The 22024-nt window shown below is 39.8% G+C and carries 34 protein-coding genes and 1 pseudogene; all 35 read right to left on the reverse strand.

Going from position 1 to position 22024, the window contains the following annotated elements; translation table 11 throughout:
- Position 1 precedes the first annotated feature (1 nt).
- The 35 genes and pseudogenes from JFU50_RS09075 to rplD all read right to left on the reverse strand — a co-directional run bounded on the left by JFU50_RS09075 (position 2) and on the right by rplD (position 22009).
- A complete protein-coding gene (locus JFU50_RS09075; protein WP_201222455.1) occupies positions 2-2719 on the reverse strand; it encodes an alpha-mannosidase in 2718 nt (905 codons plus the stop codon).
- A gap of 1085 nt (positions 2720-3804) precedes the next feature.
- Positions 3805-4197: a 30S ribosomal protein S9 gene (rpsI, locus tag JFU50_RS09080; protein WP_053349043.1), complete on the reverse strand. Its 393-nt coding sequence runs from the start codon at positions 4195-4197 to the stop codon at positions 3805-3807.
- A 20-nt stretch (positions 4198-4217) separates the two neighbouring features.
- Positions 4218-4655, reverse strand: a complete 438-nt coding sequence (gene rplM / locus JFU50_RS09085; protein ID WP_034304960.1) for a 50S ribosomal protein L13 — start codon at positions 4653-4655, stop codon at positions 4218-4220.
- 267 nt (positions 4656-4922) lie between these two features.
- The gene (gene truA / locus JFU50_RS09090) at positions 4923-5663 is read right to left on the reverse strand and encodes a tRNA pseudouridine(38-40) synthase TruA (protein WP_201222456.1); all 741 of its coding nucleotides are present in this window, start codon (positions 5661-5663) and stop codon (positions 4923-4925) included.
- A 16-nt stretch (positions 5664-5679) separates the two neighbouring features.
- Positions 5680-6477, reverse strand: a complete 798-nt coding sequence (locus JFU50_RS09095) for an energy-coupling factor transporter transmembrane component T family protein (protein ID WP_201222457.1) — start codon at positions 6475-6477, stop codon at positions 5680-5682.
- Positions 6477-7343: an energy-coupling factor ABC transporter ATP-binding protein gene (locus tag JFU50_RS09100; protein WP_056521841.1), complete on the reverse strand. Its 867-nt coding sequence runs from the start codon at positions 7341-7343 to the stop codon at positions 6477-6479. Before JFU50_RS09100 ends, JFU50_RS09095 begins: the two co-directional genes overlap by 1 nt.
- Entirely contained in the window at positions 7319-8158 is an 840-nt protein-coding gene (locus JFU50_RS09105) for an energy-coupling factor ABC transporter ATP-binding protein (protein WP_056521838.1), read from the reverse strand. The genes JFU50_RS09100 and JFU50_RS09105 overlap by 25 nt, the downstream gene beginning before the upstream one ends.
- A 375-nt stretch (positions 8159-8533) precedes the next feature.
- On the reverse strand, positions 8534-8896 hold the full coding sequence (rplQ, locus tag JFU50_RS09110; protein WP_056521835.1) for a 50S ribosomal protein L17: 363 nt from the start codon (positions 8894-8896) through the stop codon (positions 8534-8536).
- 82 nt (positions 8897-8978) lie between these two features.
- Positions 8979-9923, reverse strand: a complete 945-nt coding sequence (locus JFU50_RS09115; protein ID WP_053349049.1) for a DNA-directed RNA polymerase subunit alpha — start codon at positions 9921-9923, stop codon at positions 8979-8981.
- Positions 9924-10099: 176 nt separating this feature from the next.
- Positions 10100-10489 (reverse strand): 30S ribosomal protein S11, encoded by a 390-nt coding sequence (rpsK, locus tag JFU50_RS09120; protein WP_028390438.1) that lies wholly within the window; start codon positions 10487-10489, stop codon positions 10100-10102.
- Between the two features lie 22 nt (positions 10490-10511).
- A complete protein-coding gene (gene rpsM, locus JFU50_RS09125; RefSeq protein WP_053349050.1) occupies positions 10512-10877 on the reverse strand; it encodes a 30S ribosomal protein S13 in 366 nt (121 codons plus the stop codon).
- Between the two features lie 22 nt (positions 10878-10899).
- Positions 10900-11013, reverse strand: coding sequence for a 50S ribosomal protein L36 (rpmJ, locus tag JFU50_RS09130; protein WP_003156543.1), 114 nt, complete (start codon positions 11011-11013; stop codon positions 10900-10902).
- A 40-nt stretch (positions 11014-11053) separates the two neighbouring features.
- The gene (gene infA, locus JFU50_RS09135) at positions 11054-11272 is read right to left on the reverse strand and encodes a translation initiation factor IF-1 (RefSeq protein ID WP_028390440.1); all 219 of its coding nucleotides are present in this window, start codon (positions 11270-11272) and stop codon (positions 11054-11056) included.
- Between the two features lie 177 nt (positions 11273-11449).
- Positions 11450-11667, reverse strand: a pseudogene (locus JFU50_RS30700) (M24 family metallopeptidase); the annotation flags it as partial.
- A 169-nt stretch (positions 11668-11836) separates the two neighbouring features.
- Positions 11837-12490: an adenylate kinase gene (locus JFU50_RS09140; RefSeq protein WP_201188204.1), complete on the reverse strand. Its 654-nt coding sequence runs from the start codon at positions 12488-12490 to the stop codon at positions 11837-11839.
- Between the two features lie 58 nt (positions 12491-12548).
- The gene (gene secY / locus JFU50_RS09145; protein ID WP_053349052.1) at positions 12549-13844 is read right to left on the reverse strand and encodes a preprotein translocase subunit SecY; all 1296 of its coding nucleotides are present in this window, start codon (positions 13842-13844) and stop codon (positions 12549-12551) included.
- On the reverse strand, positions 13844-14284 hold the full coding sequence (gene rplO, locus JFU50_RS09150) for a 50S ribosomal protein L15 (protein ID WP_053349053.1): 441 nt from the start codon (positions 14282-14284) through the stop codon (positions 13844-13846). The genes secY and rplO overlap by 1 nt, the downstream gene beginning before the upstream one ends.
- Positions 14285-14316: 32 nt before the next feature.
- A complete protein-coding gene (rpmD, locus tag JFU50_RS09155) occupies positions 14317-14499 on the reverse strand; it encodes a 50S ribosomal protein L30 (protein WP_053349054.1) in 183 nt (60 codons plus the stop codon).
- A gap of 16 nt (positions 14500-14515) precedes the next feature.
- Positions 14516-15016 (reverse strand): 30S ribosomal protein S5, encoded by a 501-nt coding sequence (gene rpsE / locus JFU50_RS09160; protein WP_034304987.1) that lies wholly within the window; start codon positions 15014-15016, stop codon positions 14516-14518.
- Between the two features lie 23 nt (positions 15017-15039).
- Positions 15040-15402: a 50S ribosomal protein L18 gene (rplR, locus tag JFU50_RS09165; protein ID WP_053349055.1), complete on the reverse strand. Its 363-nt coding sequence runs from the start codon at positions 15400-15402 to the stop codon at positions 15040-15042.
- A 32-nt stretch (positions 15403-15434) separates the two neighbouring features.
- Positions 15435-15971, reverse strand: a complete 537-nt coding sequence (gene rplF / locus JFU50_RS09170) for a 50S ribosomal protein L6 (protein ID WP_053349056.1) — start codon at positions 15969-15971, stop codon at positions 15435-15437.
- Between the two features lie 30 nt (positions 15972-16001).
- Positions 16002-16400, reverse strand: a complete 399-nt coding sequence (gene rpsH / locus JFU50_RS09175; RefSeq protein ID WP_053349057.1) for a 30S ribosomal protein S8 — start codon at positions 16398-16400, stop codon at positions 16002-16004.
- 30 nt (positions 16401-16430) lie between these two features.
- Complete coding sequence (locus tag JFU50_RS09180) at positions 16431-16616, reverse strand: type Z 30S ribosomal protein S14 (RefSeq protein WP_034304998.1); 186 nt, start codon at positions 16614-16616, stop codon at positions 16431-16433.
- Positions 16617-16641: 25 nt separating this feature from the next.
- The gene (gene rplE, locus JFU50_RS09185; RefSeq protein ID WP_053349058.1) at positions 16642-17181 is read right to left on the reverse strand and encodes a 50S ribosomal protein L5; all 540 of its coding nucleotides are present in this window, start codon (positions 17179-17181) and stop codon (positions 16642-16644) included.
- A gap of 29 nt (positions 17182-17210) precedes the next feature.
- Positions 17211-17522, reverse strand: a complete 312-nt coding sequence (rplX, locus tag JFU50_RS09190; protein WP_053349059.1) for a 50S ribosomal protein L24 — start codon at positions 17520-17522, stop codon at positions 17211-17213.
- 43 nt (positions 17523-17565) lie between these two features.
- Positions 17566-17934 (reverse strand): 50S ribosomal protein L14, encoded by a 369-nt coding sequence (gene rplN / locus JFU50_RS09195; protein ID WP_053349060.1) that lies wholly within the window; start codon positions 17932-17934, stop codon positions 17566-17568.
- A 41-nt stretch (positions 17935-17975) separates the two neighbouring features.
- On the reverse strand, positions 17976-18239 hold the full coding sequence (gene rpsQ / locus JFU50_RS09200; RefSeq protein WP_034305007.1) for a 30S ribosomal protein S17: 264 nt from the start codon (positions 18237-18239) through the stop codon (positions 17976-17978).
- A gap of 18 nt (positions 18240-18257) precedes the next feature.
- Complete coding sequence (rpmC, locus tag JFU50_RS09205; RefSeq protein ID WP_034305010.1) at positions 18258-18461, reverse strand: 50S ribosomal protein L29; 204 nt, start codon at positions 18459-18461, stop codon at positions 18258-18260.
- Complete coding sequence (gene rplP / locus JFU50_RS09210; RefSeq protein WP_053349061.1) at positions 18451-18885, reverse strand: 50S ribosomal protein L16; 435 nt, start codon at positions 18883-18885, stop codon at positions 18451-18453. Before rplP ends, rpmC begins: the two co-directional genes overlap by 11 nt.
- Position 18886: 1 nt before the next feature.
- A complete protein-coding gene (gene rpsC, locus JFU50_RS09215) occupies positions 18887-19543 on the reverse strand; it encodes a 30S ribosomal protein S3 (protein WP_053349062.1) in 657 nt (218 codons plus the stop codon).
- 3 nt (positions 19544-19546) lie between these two features.
- A complete protein-coding gene (rplV, locus tag JFU50_RS09220) occupies positions 19547-19888 on the reverse strand; it encodes a 50S ribosomal protein L22 (RefSeq protein WP_034305017.1) in 342 nt (113 codons plus the stop codon).
- Positions 19889-19905: 17 nt separating this feature from the next.
- Positions 19906-20184, reverse strand: a complete 279-nt coding sequence (gene rpsS / locus JFU50_RS09225; protein ID WP_034305018.1) for a 30S ribosomal protein S19 — start codon at positions 20182-20184, stop codon at positions 19906-19908.
- Positions 20185-20244: 60 nt separating this feature from the next.
- Positions 20245-21075: a 50S ribosomal protein L2 gene (gene rplB / locus JFU50_RS09230; RefSeq protein ID WP_053349063.1), complete on the reverse strand. Its 831-nt coding sequence runs from the start codon at positions 21073-21075 to the stop codon at positions 20245-20247.
- Positions 21076-21101: 26 nt separating this feature from the next.
- A complete protein-coding gene (gene rplW, locus JFU50_RS09235) occupies positions 21102-21386 on the reverse strand; it encodes a 50S ribosomal protein L23 (RefSeq protein ID WP_034305023.1) in 285 nt (94 codons plus the stop codon).
- Positions 21386-22009, reverse strand: a complete 624-nt coding sequence (rplD, locus tag JFU50_RS09240; RefSeq protein WP_053349064.1) for a 50S ribosomal protein L4 — start codon at positions 22007-22009, stop codon at positions 21386-21388. The genes rplW and rplD overlap by 1 nt, the downstream gene beginning before the upstream one ends.
- Positions 22010-22024 lie beyond the last annotated feature (15 nt).

The following is a 22024-nucleotide window of genomic DNA, read 5'->3' on the forward strand; positions in this document are numbered from 1 at the left end:
TTCACTCCTTCACTTGCCAACCAAGGCTAATAATTTCAAACGGTTTTACTTTTTCTTGAATTTGCGAATTTTCAAACGGCTCTTTCACATTCTCAACGATAGTACTCTTATAGCTATTTGTACCTTGCATTGGTTGAGCAATTACCCTTGTTTCTTTTTCAGATGTGTTAAACCATCGAGCAATTACATCATCTCTTTCCTCCGCTAATTTGATAGAAGAGATTGCTAATGATTTACCTTCCCAAGTAAAAAATGTCTTTTCGGTTGGAAGTAACCCTTCATGTACATCTGTTTGTACAGCAATCACAGGCACTTGGAAGTCATACGCCTCTTTGAATACTTCTGACTCAACCACTGTACCTTTGTGAGGGATAACCATCCATTCTGCTTGGTACGTTCCAATACATTGAGCCTCTGGTGTTGAAAATAGACCCCAATCCCCTAACTCAGAAGTTGAACGGAGAATCGTAACGGCTATTGTTTGTTGTTCCTCAAGGATTTCATACTCATGTAATCCTTTATTCGCAATTGTCATCCCATGCTTTCCATCTGTTACACTTACAAAAGCCTGTTGGTGATGATCGAAACTAGGATTGTCCCACTCTCTTTCAGGTATATTAGGACGTTTTGCCACTTCAAAAATACTGTCTGCATAGTGTTCATTCGTACTTAGATTAGTTGGAAAAAGAACACGTAGACGATGATCCTTTGCTTGGTTTTCAATTGTAACCTTAACAGAAGGCCCCTTCGCTTTTTGATCTAACTGAATATGAGTAGTTAAACGAATTGTTACATTTTCAGAAGATCGACCTGATAGCCGGTCCTTATGCCAAACTAATAGTTCCTTTTCTCGTTGAAATTGTTCATCAGCCTCTTTTGGAATCTTCCACTCATGAACAAGTTCTATAACGGAACGTAATGAATGGTCTTCAACTACTCTTATCTCCGCTTTCAAATCTTTCGTTGTAAGTGGAACTTCACCATTTGGCTTCCTAAACATATATTCGTTACCAATGTCCCCGCTATTTTCATAGATTCCTAGATTTTCGAATACTTTCCCAGTCTGTTTGTCAGTCAATGTATACGAACCATTTTCATGAACAAACAAATGAACAAATTCATTCTCCAATTCACGAGCACATTGATTAATCGATGGCTGTTCATTCAACTTCGTTCCCTTGGCCGGTTTGATATAAAATGTTTTATATCCATAGCCCGGAAGAGATTGAGCTAGGAATGTTAATTTGATAATTCTTGCATAATAGGGACGTCGGAAACCATCTCCTGGTAACTCATATCCAAAACGGGTACCAATGTCCTTTGTTTTACAAACATGTGCCTTACCACTTTTATCAACCAAATTAATATCAAGTAAATCCTTCGAACCAAGGAAATCTGGAATCTCTGAAAAAGGCATATCTGAAAAATAGACTTTTTCTAGCTCAACTTCCTTTTCGATAACCACATCTCGTGTATTTCCTGATGTGTTAAAAACAACAACTGGAATCATATCCTCATCAACAACACTTTGTTTCGTTGAAATATGAGATACAACTTCATTGGCCTTCTCCTCGATAATAGTTGATGCAGTCTGCTGAACCTTCTCAAAACGAGTTACCATTTCTCGATGTACTTCATCTACACTACAACCGCAAATACTGTCATGTGGATGGTTTTCCATCAAAGTTTTCCATGCATATCGTAAATAATCACGTGGATATTCATGACCAAGAAAATAGGAAAAAACGGATAGTGGCTCAGCCACTTTTTCTAAAAGTGTTTGACACTTTTGATTCATCTGCTTTAAATAGATGCGGGCAGAGGCTGTATTTACAAGAGTTGACCACCCATCTGTACGTTGATTCCGCAGTTCACCGGTAATCGTCTGGAGTTGTTCTGGTAATGATTCCTGAAGTACTTCCATATAATCATCAAAATTAGAGTGTACAAACGTGATATCTGGAAAAAGTTCTTCAGCCACCTTGATTGCTTCTCCTATATCCACTTGAATTGGCTGATGATCACAACCATTCATGAAAAGAAGATTTGGTGTTGAAGAATATTTCTTAGCATCAGCTAGTTTTGTTTCCCAATATTTTTTCGCACTCTCTCTATCCACTGGTACTTCATTGCCGTTTGAATACCAATTCGCAAACAAAACACCAAGCACCGCCGATCCATCTGGCGACTTCCACTTAAGTTCTGAATATGGCGATTCAAATGTTTTCGCATCGCTCACCATATTATTAAATCCGGTTGGTTTTACACCTCTCCCAAACGCAGCAGTTTTAATATTAGCTTGCTGAAGCAATTGAGGTGCTTGACCGTAAATGCCAAATGTATCTGGGAAGTACCCTACCTTTGACACAACACCGTATTCCTTTGCAGCTTGTAACCCATACAACATATTTCTGACATTCGCTTCCGAGCTTGTTAAAAATGCGTCCTGTAACACATACCAAGGACCGATATGAAGCTTTTTTTCTTGTACTAGCTTCTTAATCAATTCTTTTTTATCAGGACGAATTTGGAAATAATCTTCTAAAATAATCATTTGTCCATCCAAGTGAAAGCTCTGAAAATCTTCCCCCTTTTCAAACAAATCGATAAGTGTATCCATCAACTTCACTAAGTGGTACCGATGCTTTTCAAAAGGCATATACCATTCCCGATCCCAGTGGGAGTGAGAAATAATATGCGCAGTAGTCTTAAATTCCATTTTGTTTCCCTCCTATATCTCAAATCCTTCGACAGGATAGTAGCCGCAGCACCCTTTATTCCCGTCAATGTACCATGACGCTTTTTCTAACTTCAGTAATTAGCTATCTTGGTGTAAAAGGTAATTGGTTATTTTCTACTAGCCATTAATAAAATGCTGGCTGTTCGATGATGGCACCACCACCTAATACGAACAGCTAAGGATTTAATACTTGAATAGCTAGATCGGCATTAGGAAAGCGCTATCAATATTTTGTACTATAGGATAACCATGCCACGATTTAGATTGTGTGGATTTAGTACCTTCACTTGTTTCGAATCTAGCTGACCCGGAGCACCTATACCGATTCCTGTAATGGTTAGGAATTGTTGCATTGAATTCTTTTACACACGATACACTCAAGTTGGTAGCGTATAACCTGGTATTTTACTTGGGTCGGAAATTCATGTGCTGGTAGGACGTCTCCATCCTCTTGTACAAAGTCAATCGCTATATTCGTTGCTCCAATATCATGCCTATACCAGTTTTCATGTACAATCGCCTTCTTCTACTTTTCTTCACATTAACGATATGTTTCAGCAAATCAATAGTCAATCACCACAGAGAAAGTGATAAGCTTTTTCCATATAATCTAAAATTTATCCATATTTTATGAAAGTGCAAATTTTTTTTAGTTTAAGACCTTTAGAAAGACAAAAAGAGCCGAGTAGATCAATGCACCCAAATTTAGAGTAGTGGGGGAGATATCATTTTAAAGTCAAAATTTCAATGCTTGGCTTACTTTTATGATAAGTATCTGTAATTTTTGAAAAGCATAAAGAACTTTACCCCATTACTATACATGCTTCCCTTTTATTTGAAGCTGGTGCAGGTATAAAAGAGGCTCAAGAGCGGTTAGGTCATCTGGATATTCAAATTACAATGAACTCCTATAAACACCTTACAGACTACTTAATAGAGCAGACAGGAGAGCCCCAAAGGTACATTGAGCTATGATAGTGATGAAATACGTGTGGGCAAAAAATTTTATACAAAAAAAAGACCCCCAACCAAAATGGTTGAGAGCCTTTGAAACGGTAATAGAATTAACGTTTTGAGAACTGAGGTGCACGACGTGCGCCTTTAAGACCGTATTTTTTACGTTCTTTCATACGTGGGTCACGAGTTAGTAAACCAGCAGATTTAAGAGCTGGACGGAATTCTGGATCAACTTGAAGCAATGCACGAGCGATACCGTGACGGATTGCTCCAGCTTGACCAGTGTATCCACCACCGCTAACGTTTACAAGAACGTCGTAATTTCCAGTAGTTTCTGTTGCAACTAGTGGTTGGTTAACAACTTCACGTAATGCTGCGAAAGGAATATATTCATTAATGTCACGACCGTTAATAACGATGCGACCTTCGCCTGGTACTAAACGTACACGAGCTACTGAGCTCTTACGGCGACCAGTACCATAATATTGAACTTGTGCCAAGATAGTAACCTCCTTAGTAATTATCCGCGTAATTCGTATACTTCTGGTTGTTGAGCAGCGTGTGGGTGCTCAGCTCCAGCGTATACGTGTAATTTTTTATAGATTTGACGACCAAGAGAATTCTTTGGAAGCATACCTTTGATAGCAAGTTCAAGCATTCTCTCAGGGTAGTTTGTACGCATTTCAAGAGCAGTTCTAGTTTTAAGACCGCCTGGATGCATAGTGTGACGGTAATAAATTTTGTCAGTCAATTTTTTACCAGTCAAATGGATTTTTTCAACATTGATCAAAATTACATGATCACCAGTGTCAATGTTTGGTGTAAAAGTTGGTTTATGTTTACCACGTAAGATGGATGCTACTTCAGTAGAAAGGCGACCCAAAGTTTTGCCTTCAGCGTCAATCACATACCATTTACGTTCTACTTCATTAGCTTTCGCCATAAATGTCGTACGCATGGTTAACCTCCTAAAAAACTTTTTAATTTTTTATATTTATTTTCAATCACAATAAACTTCCGGGGCTTATCGTGGGATTAAAATACATACCATATTATATTAACTTCTCCCAGTTTCATTGTCAAGGGAATGTTACACTAGGATAAGTTGTCTATAAAACACTTTCTACAAGTCAGCGAAAAGATCAGTATCGCCTCAACCCGCTTTACTATTGATCTTAACCATTTTGTCACTTGTAAAAAAACTGGTATCACACTTAAAATATTTTTATTTGTAAAATACTTTCCATAAATACAGTCCATGACCTGGTGCTGTTTTCCCAGCAAAACTGCGGTCTTTCTTGTCCAATATCCCAATTATATCTTGAGGTGCTATTTTGCCCCTCCCGACTTCTAGAAGCGTCCCAACTAAGATACGCACCATATTATACAGAAAGCCTTCTCCAACAAAGCGAAAAACCATAAATCCATCAGTCTCATTAAAATCCATTTCTTGAATAGTTCGGACTTTATCGACCACTTCTGTTTTTGCCGAACAAAAACTTGTAAAGTCATGGGTCCCTATTAAATAGGAAATTGCTTCCCTCATTGCCTTTTCATCTAATGAATAAGGATAATGATAGGCGTAATTGCGTTGAAACGGATCCTGCAGTTTTGAACGGGCAATAATATATCGGTACTCCTTGCCAGTCGTATGGAACCTTGCATGAAAATCTGCAGACACAATATCGACTTCCAAAACGACGATATCGCTTGGAAGAAGGGCGCTGAACGCCTTTACCCAATTTTCAGTAGGAAATGTAAGGGGTGATTCAAAATGAATGACCTGACCCTTTGCATGAACCCCTGAATCTGTCCGGCCTGAAGCTGTCACTTTTACAATTTCACCCTTATGCATTTTGGCTAGGACTTCCTCAAATTCACTTTGTATCGTTCGTTTCTCAGGTTGCACCTGATAACCAGCGAAATCTGTGCCATCATAAGCAATCACACATTTATATTTTGGCATATAGTACTCTTCCTTATTATGAACGTAATAAAAATAACATGACCGCAAGAGCACATAGAGAGACCATCAACAGGCTGTCACTAGTCTTCCAACTTAATTGACGGTATTTTGTACGGCCTTCCCCACCACGGTATCCTCTGGATTCCATGGCTGTTGCCAATTCTTCTGCCCGTTTGAACGAGCTCACAAATAATGGGACAAGCAGCGGTACTATCGATTTAACCCTATCCTTTATTGGACCTGATGAAAAGTCAACTCCCCTTGCTGTTTGTGCCTTCATGATTTTTTCGGTTTCTTCCATTAGCGTTGGAATGAATCGAAGGGCAATGGACATCATCAATGCTAGTTCATGAACCGGCATCTTCCATTTTTTTAAGGGCCCCAACAACTCCTCCATTCCATCAGTAATGGATATCGGGGTTGTCGTCAACGTTAATAGAGACGTAACCAGAATTAGTAAGGTAAACCTTAAGGATATAAATAACCCTTGAATCAAGCCACCTTCGTAAATTTCAAACCAGCCATATTTAAAAAGGACTTCTCCTTCTTTCGTAAACAAGATATGCAGTAAGAATGTAAAGACGATTAAGAAAAAGATAGGTTTTAATCCATTATAAAGATAGCGAAGCGGAATCTTAGAAAGACTAATCAACATTACAGTAAATACAGCAAGCAAAGAGTATGAAACGACATTATTCGCCAAAAAAACGACACAGACAAACAGGAATACCAAGAGTAGCTTAGCCCTCGGGTCCATTTTATGCATCACAGAGTCAGAAGGGACATAACGCCCGATAATCATTTTATCCAGCATTAGCGGTTCCCCCGTTTCATCGCTTTATCGATTTCTATCGCTAAATCCCCGATATTAAGACAAGGGTGATCAAAACGAACACCTAGTTCCTTCTGAAGCTTGAGTTGAAAACGGACCGTATCAGGTACATCCAGACCAAGCTCTAGCAACTGCTCAGGTTGGGAAAAAATCTCCTGAGGAGTTCCTTTTTTGAACACCGTACCCTGGTGCATGATAACGATGTCATCCGCATACTTAGCTGCATCCTCCATGCTATGAGTCACCAGAATCGTTGAAATGCCGCGAACTTTATGCAAATCATAAAACATATCCATAATCTCTTTCCGTCCTCGTGGATCAAGTCCGGCTGTAGGCTCATCTAGTACCAATACTTCAGGTTCCATAGCCAGTACACCTGCTATGGCTACCCGTCGCATTTGACCACCGGATAAGTCGAATGGAGATTTTACCAGGATATCCTCACTTAGTCCAACTTGTACAATGGCTTTCCTTGCTAATTTCTTAGCTTCTACTTCAGAAACCCCAAAATTCATTGGCCCGAAACATATATCCTTTTCAACGGTTTCATCAAATAGCTGGTGTTCCGGAAACTGAAAAACAATACCGACCTTTTGTCTAATCGGCCGTAATAACTTTTCTTTTTTTCCGGCTTCTATCGTCCGGTCTCCAATGAAGACTCGCCCCTTAGTCGGTTTTAAAAGAGCATTTAAATGCTGCAGTAACGTTGATTTACCTGAGCCTGTATGGCCTATTATTGCAGTATAGGTTCCCGATTCCATTGAAATATTAACATCATGAAGGGCTAGATGTTCAAAGGGAGTATTGACCTGATAGCGGTATTCTACATCATCGAGTGTAATTCGCATAAATCCTTCACCAACTCTTCCTCTGTCAAATGCCCATTCACAACACGAACACCATTTTTTTGCAACTCTTTAGTTAGTTTTACCGAAAAGGGAATATCTAGACCAAGAGCTATTAATTCTTCCTCTAATTCAAAAATATCTTGAGGAGGCCCTTCGCGATATAACTGACCTTGATTCATGACTATCATACGATCAGCTTTCGCAGCTTCCTCAAGATCATGGGTAATCGATATAACTGTAATCTCATTTTCCTGTTTTAATTCTCTCACAGTTTCAAGCACTTCTTCACGGCCTCTTGGGTCAAGCATAGAGGTTGCTTCATCTAAGATGATGATATCTGGCTGTAAGGCAATGACACCTGCTATGGCCACTCGTTGCTTTTGACCGCCGGATAGATGGTGCGGCTCTTGATTAAGAAAGGCATTCATTTTAACCTTATTCAGCGCACCATGAACACGCTCCACCATAACCTGCTGAGAAACACCGGCGTTTTCTAAACCAAAAGCCACATCATCCTGAACTGTAGTGCCTACAAATTGATTATCTGGATTTTGAAAAACCATGCCAATTTTCTGGCGTACATCCCAAACGGTTTCTTCCGTCAATATTTGATCATTAATCATAATCGTACCTGAGTGGGCGAACTGAAGACCATTCAATAACTTCGCTAATGTCGACTTGCCGGAACCATTATGGCCAACGATCGCAAGCCACTCCCCTTGATAAATATCAAAAGAAACATCATCTAAGGCGTTTCGAGACTGACCCTCATATCTAAAAATAATATTCTCTAAAGAAACCAGCTTCTTCCCCATGTGGCCCTCCTCATCCTCGACTGCACTCATCTTATCTTAACTCTGCTGAATTAACATAAATAAACAATGAAATATCAGTATTTATTCTTCTGAAAATATAAAAAAACGTCGCACCCCTTCCACCGAAAGAATTTTCGGTAAATTAAGAGCGACTTACAGCGGGCCTGTTACGAAAAACAGGTTATCTTATAATCGCTTATAAAAAGCGGGAAGGGATGCTTGAGCTAGACGTGAAGGCTCCCTGTAGAACAGGTTCCGCCAGCCATCGTAACACTCAATGCGAATTTCTAAAAAAACAGAATTTCTATAAAAAAAGAAAAAGGGCAAAGAACAAGTGAGTATATTCATTTGTCCTGCCCTTTTTCATCGTTGTTATTAAACTAATTCAATAACCACGACTGGTGCACCGTCACCGCGGCGTGGACCAACTTTCATGATACGAGTGTATCCGCCTTGACGTTCTTCATAACGTGGAGCAACGTCACTGAATAGCTTTTGAAGGGCATCTGTACCATTCTCAGCGTCAGCGATTTCGTTACGGATGAATGCTGCAGCTTGACGGCGTGCATGCAAGTCACCACGTTTACCAAGAGTGATCATTTTATCTACTACAGAACGTAATTCTTTTGCACGTGCTTCAGTAGTTTCAATGCGCTCATGGATAATAAGATCCGTAGCTAAATCACGAAGTAATGCTTTACGTTGTGCGCTAGTGCGTCCTAACTTTCTGTAACCCATTAGAGATTCCCTCCTTTGTTGAAGTTCTATATTGTGTGTCTATTACAAGGCTCACAACATAATGGATGATTCCGCCATGTTATCAGTCGTCTTTACGAAGACCTAAGCCTAATTCTTCTAGTTTCGCTTTCACTTCTTCAAGTGATTTACGGCCTAGATTACGAACTTTCATCATATCTTCTTCCGTTTTGTGAGCAAGCTCTTGAACGGTATTGATTCCAGCACGTTTCAAGCAGTTATAAGAACGAACAGAAAGGTCTAATTCTTCGATCGTCATCTCAAGAACTTTTTCTTTTTGATCCTCTTCTTTTTCAACCATGATTTCAGCATTTTGAGCTTCGTCAGTTAACCCAACAAAGATATTTAAATGCTCTGTTAAAATCTTAGCTCCAAGTGCTACCGCTTCTTGCGGACCCGTACTGCCATCAGTCCAAACATCGAACGTTAACTTGTCAAAGTTAGACAACTGTCCAACACGTGTATTTTCAACTTGGAAAGATACTCGTGAAACTGGAGTGTAAAGAGCATCGATTGGAATTACACCAATTGGCTGATCTTCTCTCTTGTTTTGAACAGCAGGAGTGTAGCCGCGGCCGCGACGTGCAGATAAACGCATACGCATATGACCGTTTTTACCGATTGTAGCAATATATAAATCCGGATTAAGAATTTCTACATCACTATCATGAGTGATATCAGCAGCCGTAATGACTCCGTCACCTTGAACGTCAATTTCTAGCGTCTTCTCTTCATCAGAGTAAATCTTTAGAGCTAGTTTTTTCACATTAAGAATGATAGATGTAACATCCTCTACGACGCCTTCAATTGTTGAGAACTCATGTAGCACTCCATCAATTTGTATAGCTGTGACAGCAGCACCTGGGAGTGAGGATAAAAGGATACGACGTAAGGAGTTACCCAATGTAGTACCATACCCACGCTCTAGTGGCTCTACGACGAATTTACCGAATTTGGTATCGTCGTTGATTTCAACCGTTTCGATTTTTGGTTTTTCTATTTCGATCATCAATAAACCCTCCTTCAAAACGTCAAAACCCCGGTAAGTAAACATGTCACTTAAACCGAAATTCCCCATGTATACGTTCCCGCTGTGCGCAACAACTGAAAATTAATCTTCTGTAAGAACGCAAACTTAGTATTATATCCCATTATTGACAGGAATACAAAATCTATACAGAAAAATTAAACACGGCGACGTTTTGGTGGACGGCATCCGTTATGTGGAACTGGAGTTACATCTTTAATTGCAGTTACTTCTAGGCCAGCAGCTTGAAGTGCACGAATAGCAGCCTCACGTCCAGCACCAGGTCCTTTAACTGTAACTTCAAGAGTTTTCATACCATGTTCAATTGATGTTTTAGCAGCTGTTTCAGCAGCCATTTGTGCAGCGAATGGCGTAGATTTACGAGATCCACGGAAACCTAAAGCTCCAGCACTTGACCAAGAAATAGCATTACCATGAGAGTCAGTGATCGTAACGATTGTGTTATTGAATGTTGAACGAATATGTGCAATACCAGTTTCTATATTCTTTTTCACACGACGTTTACGTGTATTAGTTTTACGTGCCATGAAAAGTAACCTCCTTTACTAATTATTTTTTCTTGTTAGCTACAGTACGACGAGGTCCTTTACGCGTACGAGCATTGTTTTTTGTATTTTGTCCACGAACAGGAAGTCCACGACGGTGACGTAAACCACGGTAAGAACCGATTTCCATTAGACGTTTAATGTTAAGGGAAATTTCACGACGAAGGTCGCCTTCTACTTTTAACTTGTCAATGATATCACGAATTTTGTTCAATTCGTCTTCCGTTAAGTCACGAACGCGAGTTTCTTCAGAAACACCAGCTTCTGCAAGAACTTTAATCGCTGTTTGTTTTCCAATACCATATATATATGTTAATGAGATAACAATACGTTTGTCACGGGGAATATCTACTCCAGCAATACGTGCCATGCTTGAGTGCACCTCCTTCTATTTAGCCTTGTTTTTGTTTATGTTTAGGGTTTTCGCAAATAACCATAACTTTACCTTTTCTGCGGATAACTTTACACTTTTCGCAGATTGGTTTGACTGATGGTCTGACTTTCATTGCTATCTAACCTCCTTATACAGATCGGAGCGTAACCGGATTATTTAAACCGGTATGTGATTCTGCCGCGAGTTAGATCATACGGGGAAAGCTCAACCGTAACTTTATCTCCAGGCAAAATGCGAATAAAGTGCATACGAATTTTACCGGATACATGAGCTAAAACAGTATGACCATTTTCTAATTCTACCTTAAACATTGCATTTGGCAAAGTCTCTTGTACTGTGCCTTCTACTTCAATTACATCATCTTTCGCCATTAAAGTGATTCTCCCTTCTCTATGCGTGAACCTATTAAAGGTACACATCTTTCCGTCAACATTACTCCAGTCCAATTATCCTCAAAAGTCATACAATTCTGCATCAAGTATTCACCATTTTGTAGAACCAGGCTTTAACTGAGGACCTTTATCAGTTGGACCGAAATGAGGAATTTATGGGTCCTCATGTAAGTCTTGACCGATTCCGTGACCGACATACTCTCAAAATAGAGAAGCAATTAGTCTCGACATAGGTTTGAATAGCATGGGAGATGTTTGAAAGGCGCACGCCTGACATAGCTTCTTTCAACCCTCTATATCATGACTCTTTAGGAATCCTAATAGAGTCACTGCATTTCTTCATCAATTTTGCCGACCGGATATGTCCATGAAGATTACTTATAAAGTAATCGCCCAATTCAGGGAATACCAAGTACAAGAACCTGATTAATAAATGTGAGAATGCTCTAGCGAAATCCATTATACCCTTTGTATTAAAGGAATGCACCAAGTTTAACTAGTAAGTTGTAAAAATGGTATGAATTTCATAAATCAATACGATGATTAATTTTGCAAAGCACCAAGTAACACATCAATGTTTTCAAATACCTTATTAATATCTTGCTGTCCGTTAATGTTTACCAAGTATCCTTTTTCTCCGTAGAAATCAAGAAGTGGCTTAGTTTGTTTCAAATTCACATCTAAGCGATTTTGAACCGTTTCTTCATTATCGTCAGCACGTTGATATAATTCTCCGCCACAGCGGTCGCATACATCATCTTTAGCAGGAGGATTGAATACAAGATGATATGTCGCACCACATGATTTGCAAATACGACGTCCTGTCAATCTTTCCATTAAGATGCTTTTATCCACATCGATATTAATGACAAAATTTATTTTGCGATCTAAATCAGTAAGGATGCTTTCAAGTGCTTCTGCTTGTGCCACAGTACGTGGGAATCCATCAAGCAAAAATCCTTTTAGGCAGTCCTCCTTGCTTAAACGCTCACGTACAATGCCGATGGTAACTTCATCAGGTACCAATTCGCCTTTGTCCATGAATGATTTTGCCTTTAGACCTAATTCTGTTCCATCTTTGATAGCTGTTCGGAACATATCTCCAGTAGAAATATGAGGGATATTATATTTTTCTACGATTTGTTCGGCTTGAGTACCCTTACCAGCACCCGGCAGACCCATTAACACTAGATTCAATTTTCTTCCCCCTCAAACTCTATAATGGGTAAAGGGAACATGTTGTTCCCAAAACTCATTACTTTATAAAACCTTTATAGTGTCTTTTCACAAGTTGTGACTCTAGCTGTTTCATCGTATCAAGGGCTACCCCTACAACGATTAGTAAACTAGTTCCACCAATCTGTGCAGATTGAGGAAGATCAGCAAGCTTTATGAAAAATACCGGTAAAACGGCGATGACTGCTAAGAATATAGAACCAACAAACGTTAGACGGTATAAAACACGTGTTAAATATTCTTGTGTACTCTTACCTGGACGAATCCCTGGCACATAGCCACCTTGCTTTTTCAAATTCTCAGCCATTTGTTCAGGATTAACCTGAATGAATGCATAAAAATACGCAAAAGCAATGATAAGAGCAACATATATGATCATACCAATTGGATTGGTATAAACAAGATGTTCTGTAATCCAACTAGTAACACTGTTCTTTCCAAAAAAAGAAGCGATTGTAGTTGGGGTGATAAGAAATGCCATTGCAAAGATTACCGGAATAACCCCCGCAGCATTTACTTTCAATGGTAAATGTGTAGACTGGCCACCCATTTGTGTACGACCTACCGCAGCACGCTTGGCATACTGAATAGGAATTTTACGCAATGCCTGCTGAATAAAAATAACAGCAACCACGATTGCTAATACTGCTAAAACAATAAGGACAATAGTTATTATTCGTAAAAATAATTGATCTCCAGCATTTTCGAACTGTTGTGCGTAGATCTGGTTTGCCGTATTTGGCAAACTAGCCACGATACCAGCAAAGATTATGATAGAAATCCCATTACCTACACCTTTAGCAGTGATCAGCTCTCCTAACCACAAAAGAAAAGCTGTTCCTGCCGTTAAGACAGTCGCAATAAGCAAGTATGTTGCAATTCCAGGATTTTCAATCAATTGGCCACCTGACATATTATTGAACCCATAAGACATACCAAAAGCTTGGATAAATCCGAGTATAATAGTGAAGTACCGCGTGAATTGAGCTAATTTACGGCGCCCTGCTTCTCCTTGTTTAGACCATTCAGTGAACTTTGGTACAACATCCATCTGTAATAGTTGAACGATAATAGATGCCGTGATATACGGCATAATACCCATCGCTAAAATAGAGAAGTTTTGAAGTGCCCCGCCGCCAAAGGTATTTAAAAGACCTATGACGCTTAGCTGGTCCTGTGCAGCGAGAAAATCGGCATTCACATGCGGCACAGGAATAAATGTACCGATGCGATAGACGATTAACATTAGAAGGGTAAAAATAATCTTATTCCTTATTTCACCCACGCGCATAAAATTGGAGATCGTGCGAAACATTAGATCACCTCTGTATTACCGCCAGCAGCTTCGATAGCTTCTTTAGCAGTAGAAGAGAATTTGTGAGCTTTAACAGTAAGCTTTTTCTCAATGCTTCCTTTTGCAAGAATTTTGATTCCTGCTTTTTCTTTACTTACAATACCAGTCTCAAGTAATAGAGCTGGTGTTACTTCAGTACCGTCTTCGAAAAGATTTAACGTATCAAGATTCACGATAGCATAGTCTTTACGGTTAATGTTGGTAAATCCACGTTTAGGTAAACGTCTGAATAGAGGAGTTTGTCCCCCTTCAAATCCAAGGCGTACACCGCCGCCGGAACGAGCGTTTTGTCCTTTGTGACCTTTACCTGCTGTTTTACCGTTACCAGATCCAATACCGCGACCTTTACGTTTACGTTCTTTACGAGAACCTTCTGCAGCTTTTAACTCATGAAGTTTCATGTTGGCACCTCCTTGTTAAGTTAAAAATTATTTTATTGTTCTTTTACAGTAACAAGATGAGCAACTTTGGTAATCATACCGCGAATCGCAGGGTTATCATCATGAACAACCGTTTGATGCATTTTACGTAAACCCAAAGTGTTAACTGTAACACGTTGATCTTCAGGACGACCAATCAAGCTGCGAGTGAGGGTAATTTCTAATTTATTAGCCATAATTTGATTTCCCTCCTTATCCTAACAGTTCTTGTACTGATTTTCCACGTAACTTAGCTACGTCTTCAGCACGTTTCAATTGCTTCAATCCTTCGATTGTTGCGCGAACCATATTAATAGGTGTGTTAGTACCTAGTGATTTAGACAAGATATCGCTAACTCCGCCTAATTCAAGTACCGCACGAACAGGACCACCAGCAATTACTCCTGTACCTTCAGAAGCTGGTTTCAATAGAATGTGACCTGCGCCATAGCGTCCGTTCACAAGGTGAGGAATTGTAGTTCCAACCATTGGTACAGTAATTAGATTTTTCTTAGCGTCCTCAATAGCTTTACGGATTGCATCCGGAACTTCTTGAGCTTTACCAGTACCAAATCCAACATGACCGTTTTTATCACCTACAACTACTAGTGCAGTGAAACGGAAACGACGTCCGCCTTTAACAACTTTAGCTACACGATTTACTGTAACTACGCGTTCTTCAAGTTCTAATTTATTAGGATCAATGCTACGCATCTGTTTATGTCCCTCCTTATCCATTAAAATTCTAAGCCGTTTTCACGAGCAGCGTCAGCCAATGCTTTAACACGACCATGGAAGAGGTAACCACCGCGGTCAAATACCACAGCTTTGAAACCTTTTTCAACAGCACGTTTCGCAATAAGTTCGCCAACTTTTTGAGCTGCTTCAGCATTGCTACTAGCTTCGATACCGATCTCTTTATCAAGAGTTGAAGCACTTGCTAATGTTACGCCTTTTGCATCGTCAATTAATTGTGCGTAAATGTGTTTGTTTGAACGAAACACATTTAAACGAGGACGAGCTTCTGTTCCAGAAAGCTTTGCACGCACACGTGCATGTCTTTTCTGACGAGTAGCATTTTTATCAAGCTTCGTAATCATTTACGTCACTCCTTTCGTTTACTTATGCGGCATTACTTACCAGTTTTACCTTCTTTACGACGAACGAATTCGCCTTCGTAACGAATACCTTTACCTTTATACGGTTCAGGTGGGCGAACATCACGGATATTAGCTGCAAGAGCTCCTACACGTTCTTTGCTAGCACCTTTAATAATTACTTTTGTATTAGAAGGAACTTCGACTTCAACACCAGCTTCTGGTTCTATTTCTACAGGGTGAGAATATCCTACGTTAAGGATAAGCTTAGTACCTTGCTTTTGCGCACGGTACCCAACCCCAATAAGTTCAAGTGATTTTACAAATCCTTTTGATACACCTTCAACCATGTTAGAGATAAGTGCGCGAGTAGTACCGTGTAAAGAACGGTGAGTCTTCTCGTCAGACGGGCGTGTAACAGTTACCACGTTCTCTTCAACAACGATTGTAAGATCAGGACTAAATGATCTAGATAATTCACCTTTAGGTCCTTTTACAGTTACTTCACTTCCGTTAACAGTAACTGTTACACCTGCAGGGATTTCAATAGGTTTTTTACCTATACGAGACATATTGTGCACCTCCATTCTTGTGAAAATGTATTACCAAACGTATGCTAAAACTTCTCCGCCAACTTGTTTAGAGCGAGCTTCCTTGTCAGTTAAAACTCCGTGAGAAGTAGAAACAACTGCGATACCTAAACCGTTTAAAACGCGTGGTACTTCTCCAGTTTTTGCATATACACGCAAACCAGGTTTGCTGATACGTTTTAGACCAGTGATAACACGTTCGTTGTTTGCACCGTATTTTAAGAAGATACGGATGATACCTTGTTTGTTGTCTTCGATTAATTCAAAGTCACGTACGAAGCCTTCACGCTTTAAGATCTCAGCAATTTCTTTCTTGATCTTTGAAGCAGGAACTTCTAGTTTTTCGTGACGAACCATATTCGCATTACGGATGCGAGTAAGCATATCTGCAATAGGATCTGTCATGACCATTATATTTTACCTCCTTCCCAAACTCGGGTTTTACCAGCTAGCTTTTTTAACGCCAGGAATTTGTCCTTTATATGCAAGTTCGCGGAAACAAATACGACAAAGCTTAAATTTACGTAATACAGAATGTGGACGTCCGCAACGTTCGCAACGTGTATATTCTTGTACTTTAAACTTTTGTTCGCGTTTTTGCTTTACGATCATAGACTTTTTAGCCACGATTTCGCCTCCCTTTATTTAGAGATTACTTTTGGAACGGCATTCCAACTTGAGTAAGTAGTTCACGAGCTTCTTCGTCAGTGTTGGCAGTCGTTACGATAACGATATCCATACCACGAACTTTGCTCACTTTATCGTAATCAATCTCAGGGAAGATAAGTTGTTCTTTAACACCTAATGTATAGTTCCCACGTCCGTCAAAAGATTTCTTTGAAACGCCGCGGAAATCACGTACACGTGGTAAAGATACTGATACTAGCTTATCAAGGAATTGATACATACGTTCTCCACGTAATGTAACTTTCGCTCCGATAGGCATACCTTCACGCAAACGGAAGCCTGCGATTGATTTTTTAGCTTTTGTTACAACTGGTTTTTGACCAGTGATAAGTGTAAGTTCTTCAACAGCTGTATCTAAAGCTTTTGAGTTAGATACTGCGTCACCAACACCCATATTAATAACGATTTTCTCAATGTTTGGTACTTGCATTACTGATTGATAGTTGAATTTACCCATCAATGATGGTGTAATTTCACTTTTGAATTTTTCTTTAAGGCGGCTCATTGCTTAGTGTACCTCCCTTCATTTATGACTTATTTATCTAAAGTTTCACCTGATATTTTAGCTACGCGTACTTTTTTACCATTTTCAATCTTATATCCAACACGAGTCGGTTTACCTGATTTTGGATCAAGTGGCATTACATTGGATACGTGAATTGCAGCTTCTCTGCTAATAATTCCACCTTGTGGATTAATTTGAGATGGCTTGGAATGCTTTTTCACGATGTTAATTCCTTCAACAAGCACACGATTTTGTTTCGGATATGCTTCAAGAATTGTTCCTTGTTTGCCTTTGTCCTTACCAGAGATGACTACGACTTTGTCACCTTTTTTAACATGCATTAGCTTGGCACCTCCTTGAAAGGCTTTATACAAATTTTACATATTATAGAACTTCTGGAGCTAGAGAAACGATCTTCATGAAACTATTGTTACGTAATTCACGAGCAACAGGTCCAAAAATACGAGTTCCACGTGGGCTCTTATCGTCACGGATAATTACACATGCGTTTTCATCAAAACGAATGTAAGAACCGTCAGGACGACGCATACCACGTTTTGTACGGACAACAACAGCCTTAACGACTTCACCTTTTTTAACAACGCCTCCTGGTGTTGCCTGTTTAACTGTACAAACGATAACATCACCGATGTTAGCATATTTACGGCCAGAACCACCTAGGACTTTAATTGTTAGTACTTCACGAGCACCTGAATTGTCAGCGACTTTTAAACGAGATTCTTGTTGAATCATGTACGGTACCTCCCTTCGGAATTAGCTTAATCCGAACTATATTAAATAATTACTGCTTTTTCTACTACTTCTACAAGACGGAAGCGTTTTGTAGCTGAAAGTGGACGAGTTTCCATAATACGTACTACGTCGCCAGCTTTCGCTTCATTTAGCTCGTCATGAGCTTTTAACTTTTTAGAGTATTTCACGCGTTTACCGTATAAAGAATGCTTTTTATAGGTTTCTACAACAACTGTTACTGTTTTATCCATTTTATCGGATACTACGCGGCCAGTGTAGATTTTGCGTTGGTTGCGTTCGCTCATTCTGCAAACCTCCATTCATTATCGATTAGTGACACCGATCTCTCTTTGACGAACAACTGTTTTCATACGAGCAATCGATTTGCGAACTTCACGGATGCGAGCTGTATTTTCAAGTTGTCCAGTAGCTAACTGGAAACGAAGATTAAATAGTTCTTCTTTAAGAGATTTTAGTTTTTGTTCAATTTCAGCAGTGGTTAGATCTTTGATTTCATTAGCTTTCATTTGTTTCACCACCAATTTCCTCTCTTTTTACAAACTTACATTTGATTGGAAGTTTGTGTGCTGCAAGGCGCAATGCTTCTCTTGCCACCTCTTCAGATACACCAGAGATTTCAAACAATACTTTGCCCGGCTTAACTACTGCTACCCAACCTTCAGGAGCACCTTTACCGGAACCCATCCGTACTTCAAGCGGTTTTGCAGTGTAAGGTTTGCTTGGGAAAATCTTAATCCAAACTTTTCCTCCACGTTTCATGTAACGAGTCATCGCAATACGAGCTGCCTCGATTTGACGGTTAGTGATCCAAGAAGCTTCTTGAGCTTGAAGTCCAAATTCTCCAAAATGAACTTCAGTGCCGCCCTTAGCCATCCCTCTCATCTTACCGCGATGTTCACGACGGTATTTTACGCGTTTTGGCAATAACATATTATTTTCCTCCTTCCTCAGATTTCTTCTTAGTAGGAAGAACTTCTCCACGGTAGATCCAAACTTTCACGCCTAGCTTCCCGTAAGTAGTATCTGCTTCAGCATGAGCATAATCTATGTCAGCACGAAGTGTGTGAAGTGGAACTGTTCCTTCGCTGTAGTGTTCAGCACGAGCAATATCAGCACCGCCAAGACGACCAGAAACTTGTGTTTTGATTCCTTTTGCGCCAGAACGCATAGTGCGTTGAATAGCTTGTTTTTGAGCACGACGGAATGAAACACGGTTTTCTAATTGACGAGCGATGTTTTCAGCAACCAATTTTGCGTCAAGATCTGCTCTTTTAATTTCAATGATATTAATATGAACTCTTTTGCCAGTTAGCTGGTTCAAAGCTTTACGAAGTGCTTCAACTTCAGTACCGCCCTTACCGATAACCATTCCTGGTTTAGCAGTGTGAACTGATACATTGATGCGGTTAGCAGCACGTTCGATTTCAACCTTGGATACAGAAGCATCACTTAAGCGTTTCGCGATATATTCACGAACTTTAATGTCTTCATGCAAAAGAGTAGCGTAGTCTTTATCAGCGTACCATTTGGATTCCCAATCACGAATGATTCCGATACGCAAACCGATAGGATTTACCTTTTGACCCACAGATTACCCCTCCTTCTTTTCTGATACAACGATTGTAATATGACTAGTACGTTTGTTTATTGCACTCGCACGACCTTGAGCGCGAGGACGGAAACGTTTTAATGTTGGTCCTTCGTTAACGTATGCCTCTGAAACGACTAGGTTATTAATATCCATTTCGTAGTTATGTTCTGCATTTGCGATAGCAGATTTCAGAATTTTTTCTACGACTGGAGAAGCAGATTTTGGTGTTAAGCGAAGAATCGCCACTGCTTCACCTACTTGTTTTCCTCGAATTAAATCTGCGACTAAACGCACTTTACGAGGAGCAATACGAACTGTTTTAGCGACAGCTTTTGCTTGCATGAGATGCCCTCCTCTCATTAACGTCTTGTTTTCTTGTCATCACTTGCGTGACCTTTATAAGTGCGTGTAGGCGCGAATTCGCCTAGTTTGTGACCTACCATATCTTCTGTTACATAAACCGGCACATGCTTACGACCGTCATAAACAGCGATTGTATGTCCGATGAATTGCGGGAAGATTGTTGAGCGACGAGACCAAGTTTTTACTACCTGTTTCTTGTCAGCTTCATTTAATTTTTCAACTTTTACCAATAAATGATCATCAACAAAAGGCCCTTTTTTTAAGCTACGACCCATGCGAGTACCTCCCTTCGTGACTGTTCTACGGTTCTATATATGAACCGTAGGTCAATCCCGTTATTTTTTACGACGACGTACGATAAATTTATCGGATTTATTTTTCTTCTTACGAGTTTTGAATCCAAGAGTTGGTTTACCCCATGGAGACATTGGTGATTTACGTCCGATTGGAGATTTACCTTCACCACCACCGTGTGGGTGATCATTCGGGTTCATTACTGATCCACGAACAGTTGGGCGTTTGCCTAACCAACGATTACGACCAGCTTTACCAATGTTGATAAGTTCATGTTGTTCGTTACCAACTTGACCGATTGTAGCACGGCAAGTAGCAAGAATCATACGAACCTCACCTGAGTTTAAACGTACAAGTACATAACGACCTTCTTTACCAAGTACTTGAGCAGATGTTCCTGCTGAACGGACTAATTGTCCACCTTTTCCTGGTTTAAGTTCGATGTTATGAATTACTGTACCAACTGGAATGTTAATAAGAGGAAGAGCGTTACCCACTTTAATGTCAGCTTCTGGACCTGACATGATTTCCAAACCTACTTCTAGGTTTTTCGGAGCTAGGATATAACGTTTTTCTCCATCAACATAATTAATTAATGCAATGTTTGCAGAACGATTTGGATCGTACTCAATAGTAGCAACGCGTCCAGGTATACCATCTTTATTCCGTTTGAAATCGATGATACGGTATTGACGCTTGTGGCCGCCACCTTGATGACGAACTGTTAACTTACCTTGGTTATTACGGCCGCCTTTGCTGTGTAAAGGAGCAAGTAATGATTTTTCCGGTTTGTCTGTAGTAATCTCAGCAAAATCGGAAGTTGTCATATTACGTCGACCGTTAGAGGTAGGTTTATACTTCTTAATCGCCATTTGTATTTCCCTCCTTCTCTAATGAATTAAGCCTCGAATAGCTCGATTTCTTTGCTGTCAGCAGTTAATTTAACAATAGCTTTACGGCGCTTGTTAGTATAGCCTGCATGTTTGCCCATACGTTTAAATTTACCTTTGTAGTTCATGATGTTAACTTTCTCAACTTTAACGCCGAAAATTTCTTGAACAGCATCTTTAACTTGAGTTTTGTTAGCTCTAACATCAACTTCAAAAGTATATTTTTTCTCAGCCATTATGTCTGAAGAGCGTTCAGTGATTACGGGGCGCTTAATGATATCGCGTGCATCCATTATGCAAGCACCTCCTCTACTTTTTCGACAGCTGATTTAGTCAAGATCAATTTGTTGTGTGAAACAACATCAAGAACATTAAGACCAACAGCTTCCACTACAGTAACACCAGGGATGTTACGTGCAGAAAGAGCAACTTTCTCATCTAAACCGTCAGTAACGACTAACGTTTTAGTATCAACAGAAAGGTTTTTAAGTACTGCTACAAATTCTTTTGTTTTTGGAGCTTCGAAAGACAAGCTTTCAAGTACCAAAATGTTCTCTTCCAATGCCTTTGCAGACAATGCAGATTTAATAGCTAAACGACGTACCTTTTTAGGTAGCTTGTAAGCGTAAGATCTTGGAGTTGGTCCAAAAACAACGCCACCGCCACGCCATTGTGGAGAACGGATAGAACCTTGACGCGCACGTCCAGTTCCTTTTTGTTTCCAAGGTTTACGTCCACCGCCTGCAACTTCAGAACGGTTTTTAACTTTATGAGTTCCTTGACGTAAGGAAGCTCGTTGCATAATGATTGCTTCAAATAATACATGATTATTAGGTTCGATACCAAAGATGGATTCATTTAATTCGATGTCGCCAACTTGTGAACCTGTTTGGTTGAACAATGTAACTTTTGGCATTCTATTGCTCCTCCT

Origin of the sequence: Peribacillus sp. TH14 (assembly GCF_016651145.1) — a bacterium.
Lineage (GTDB): Bacteria > Bacillota > Bacilli > Bacillales > DSM-1321 > Peribacillus > Peribacillus butanolivorans.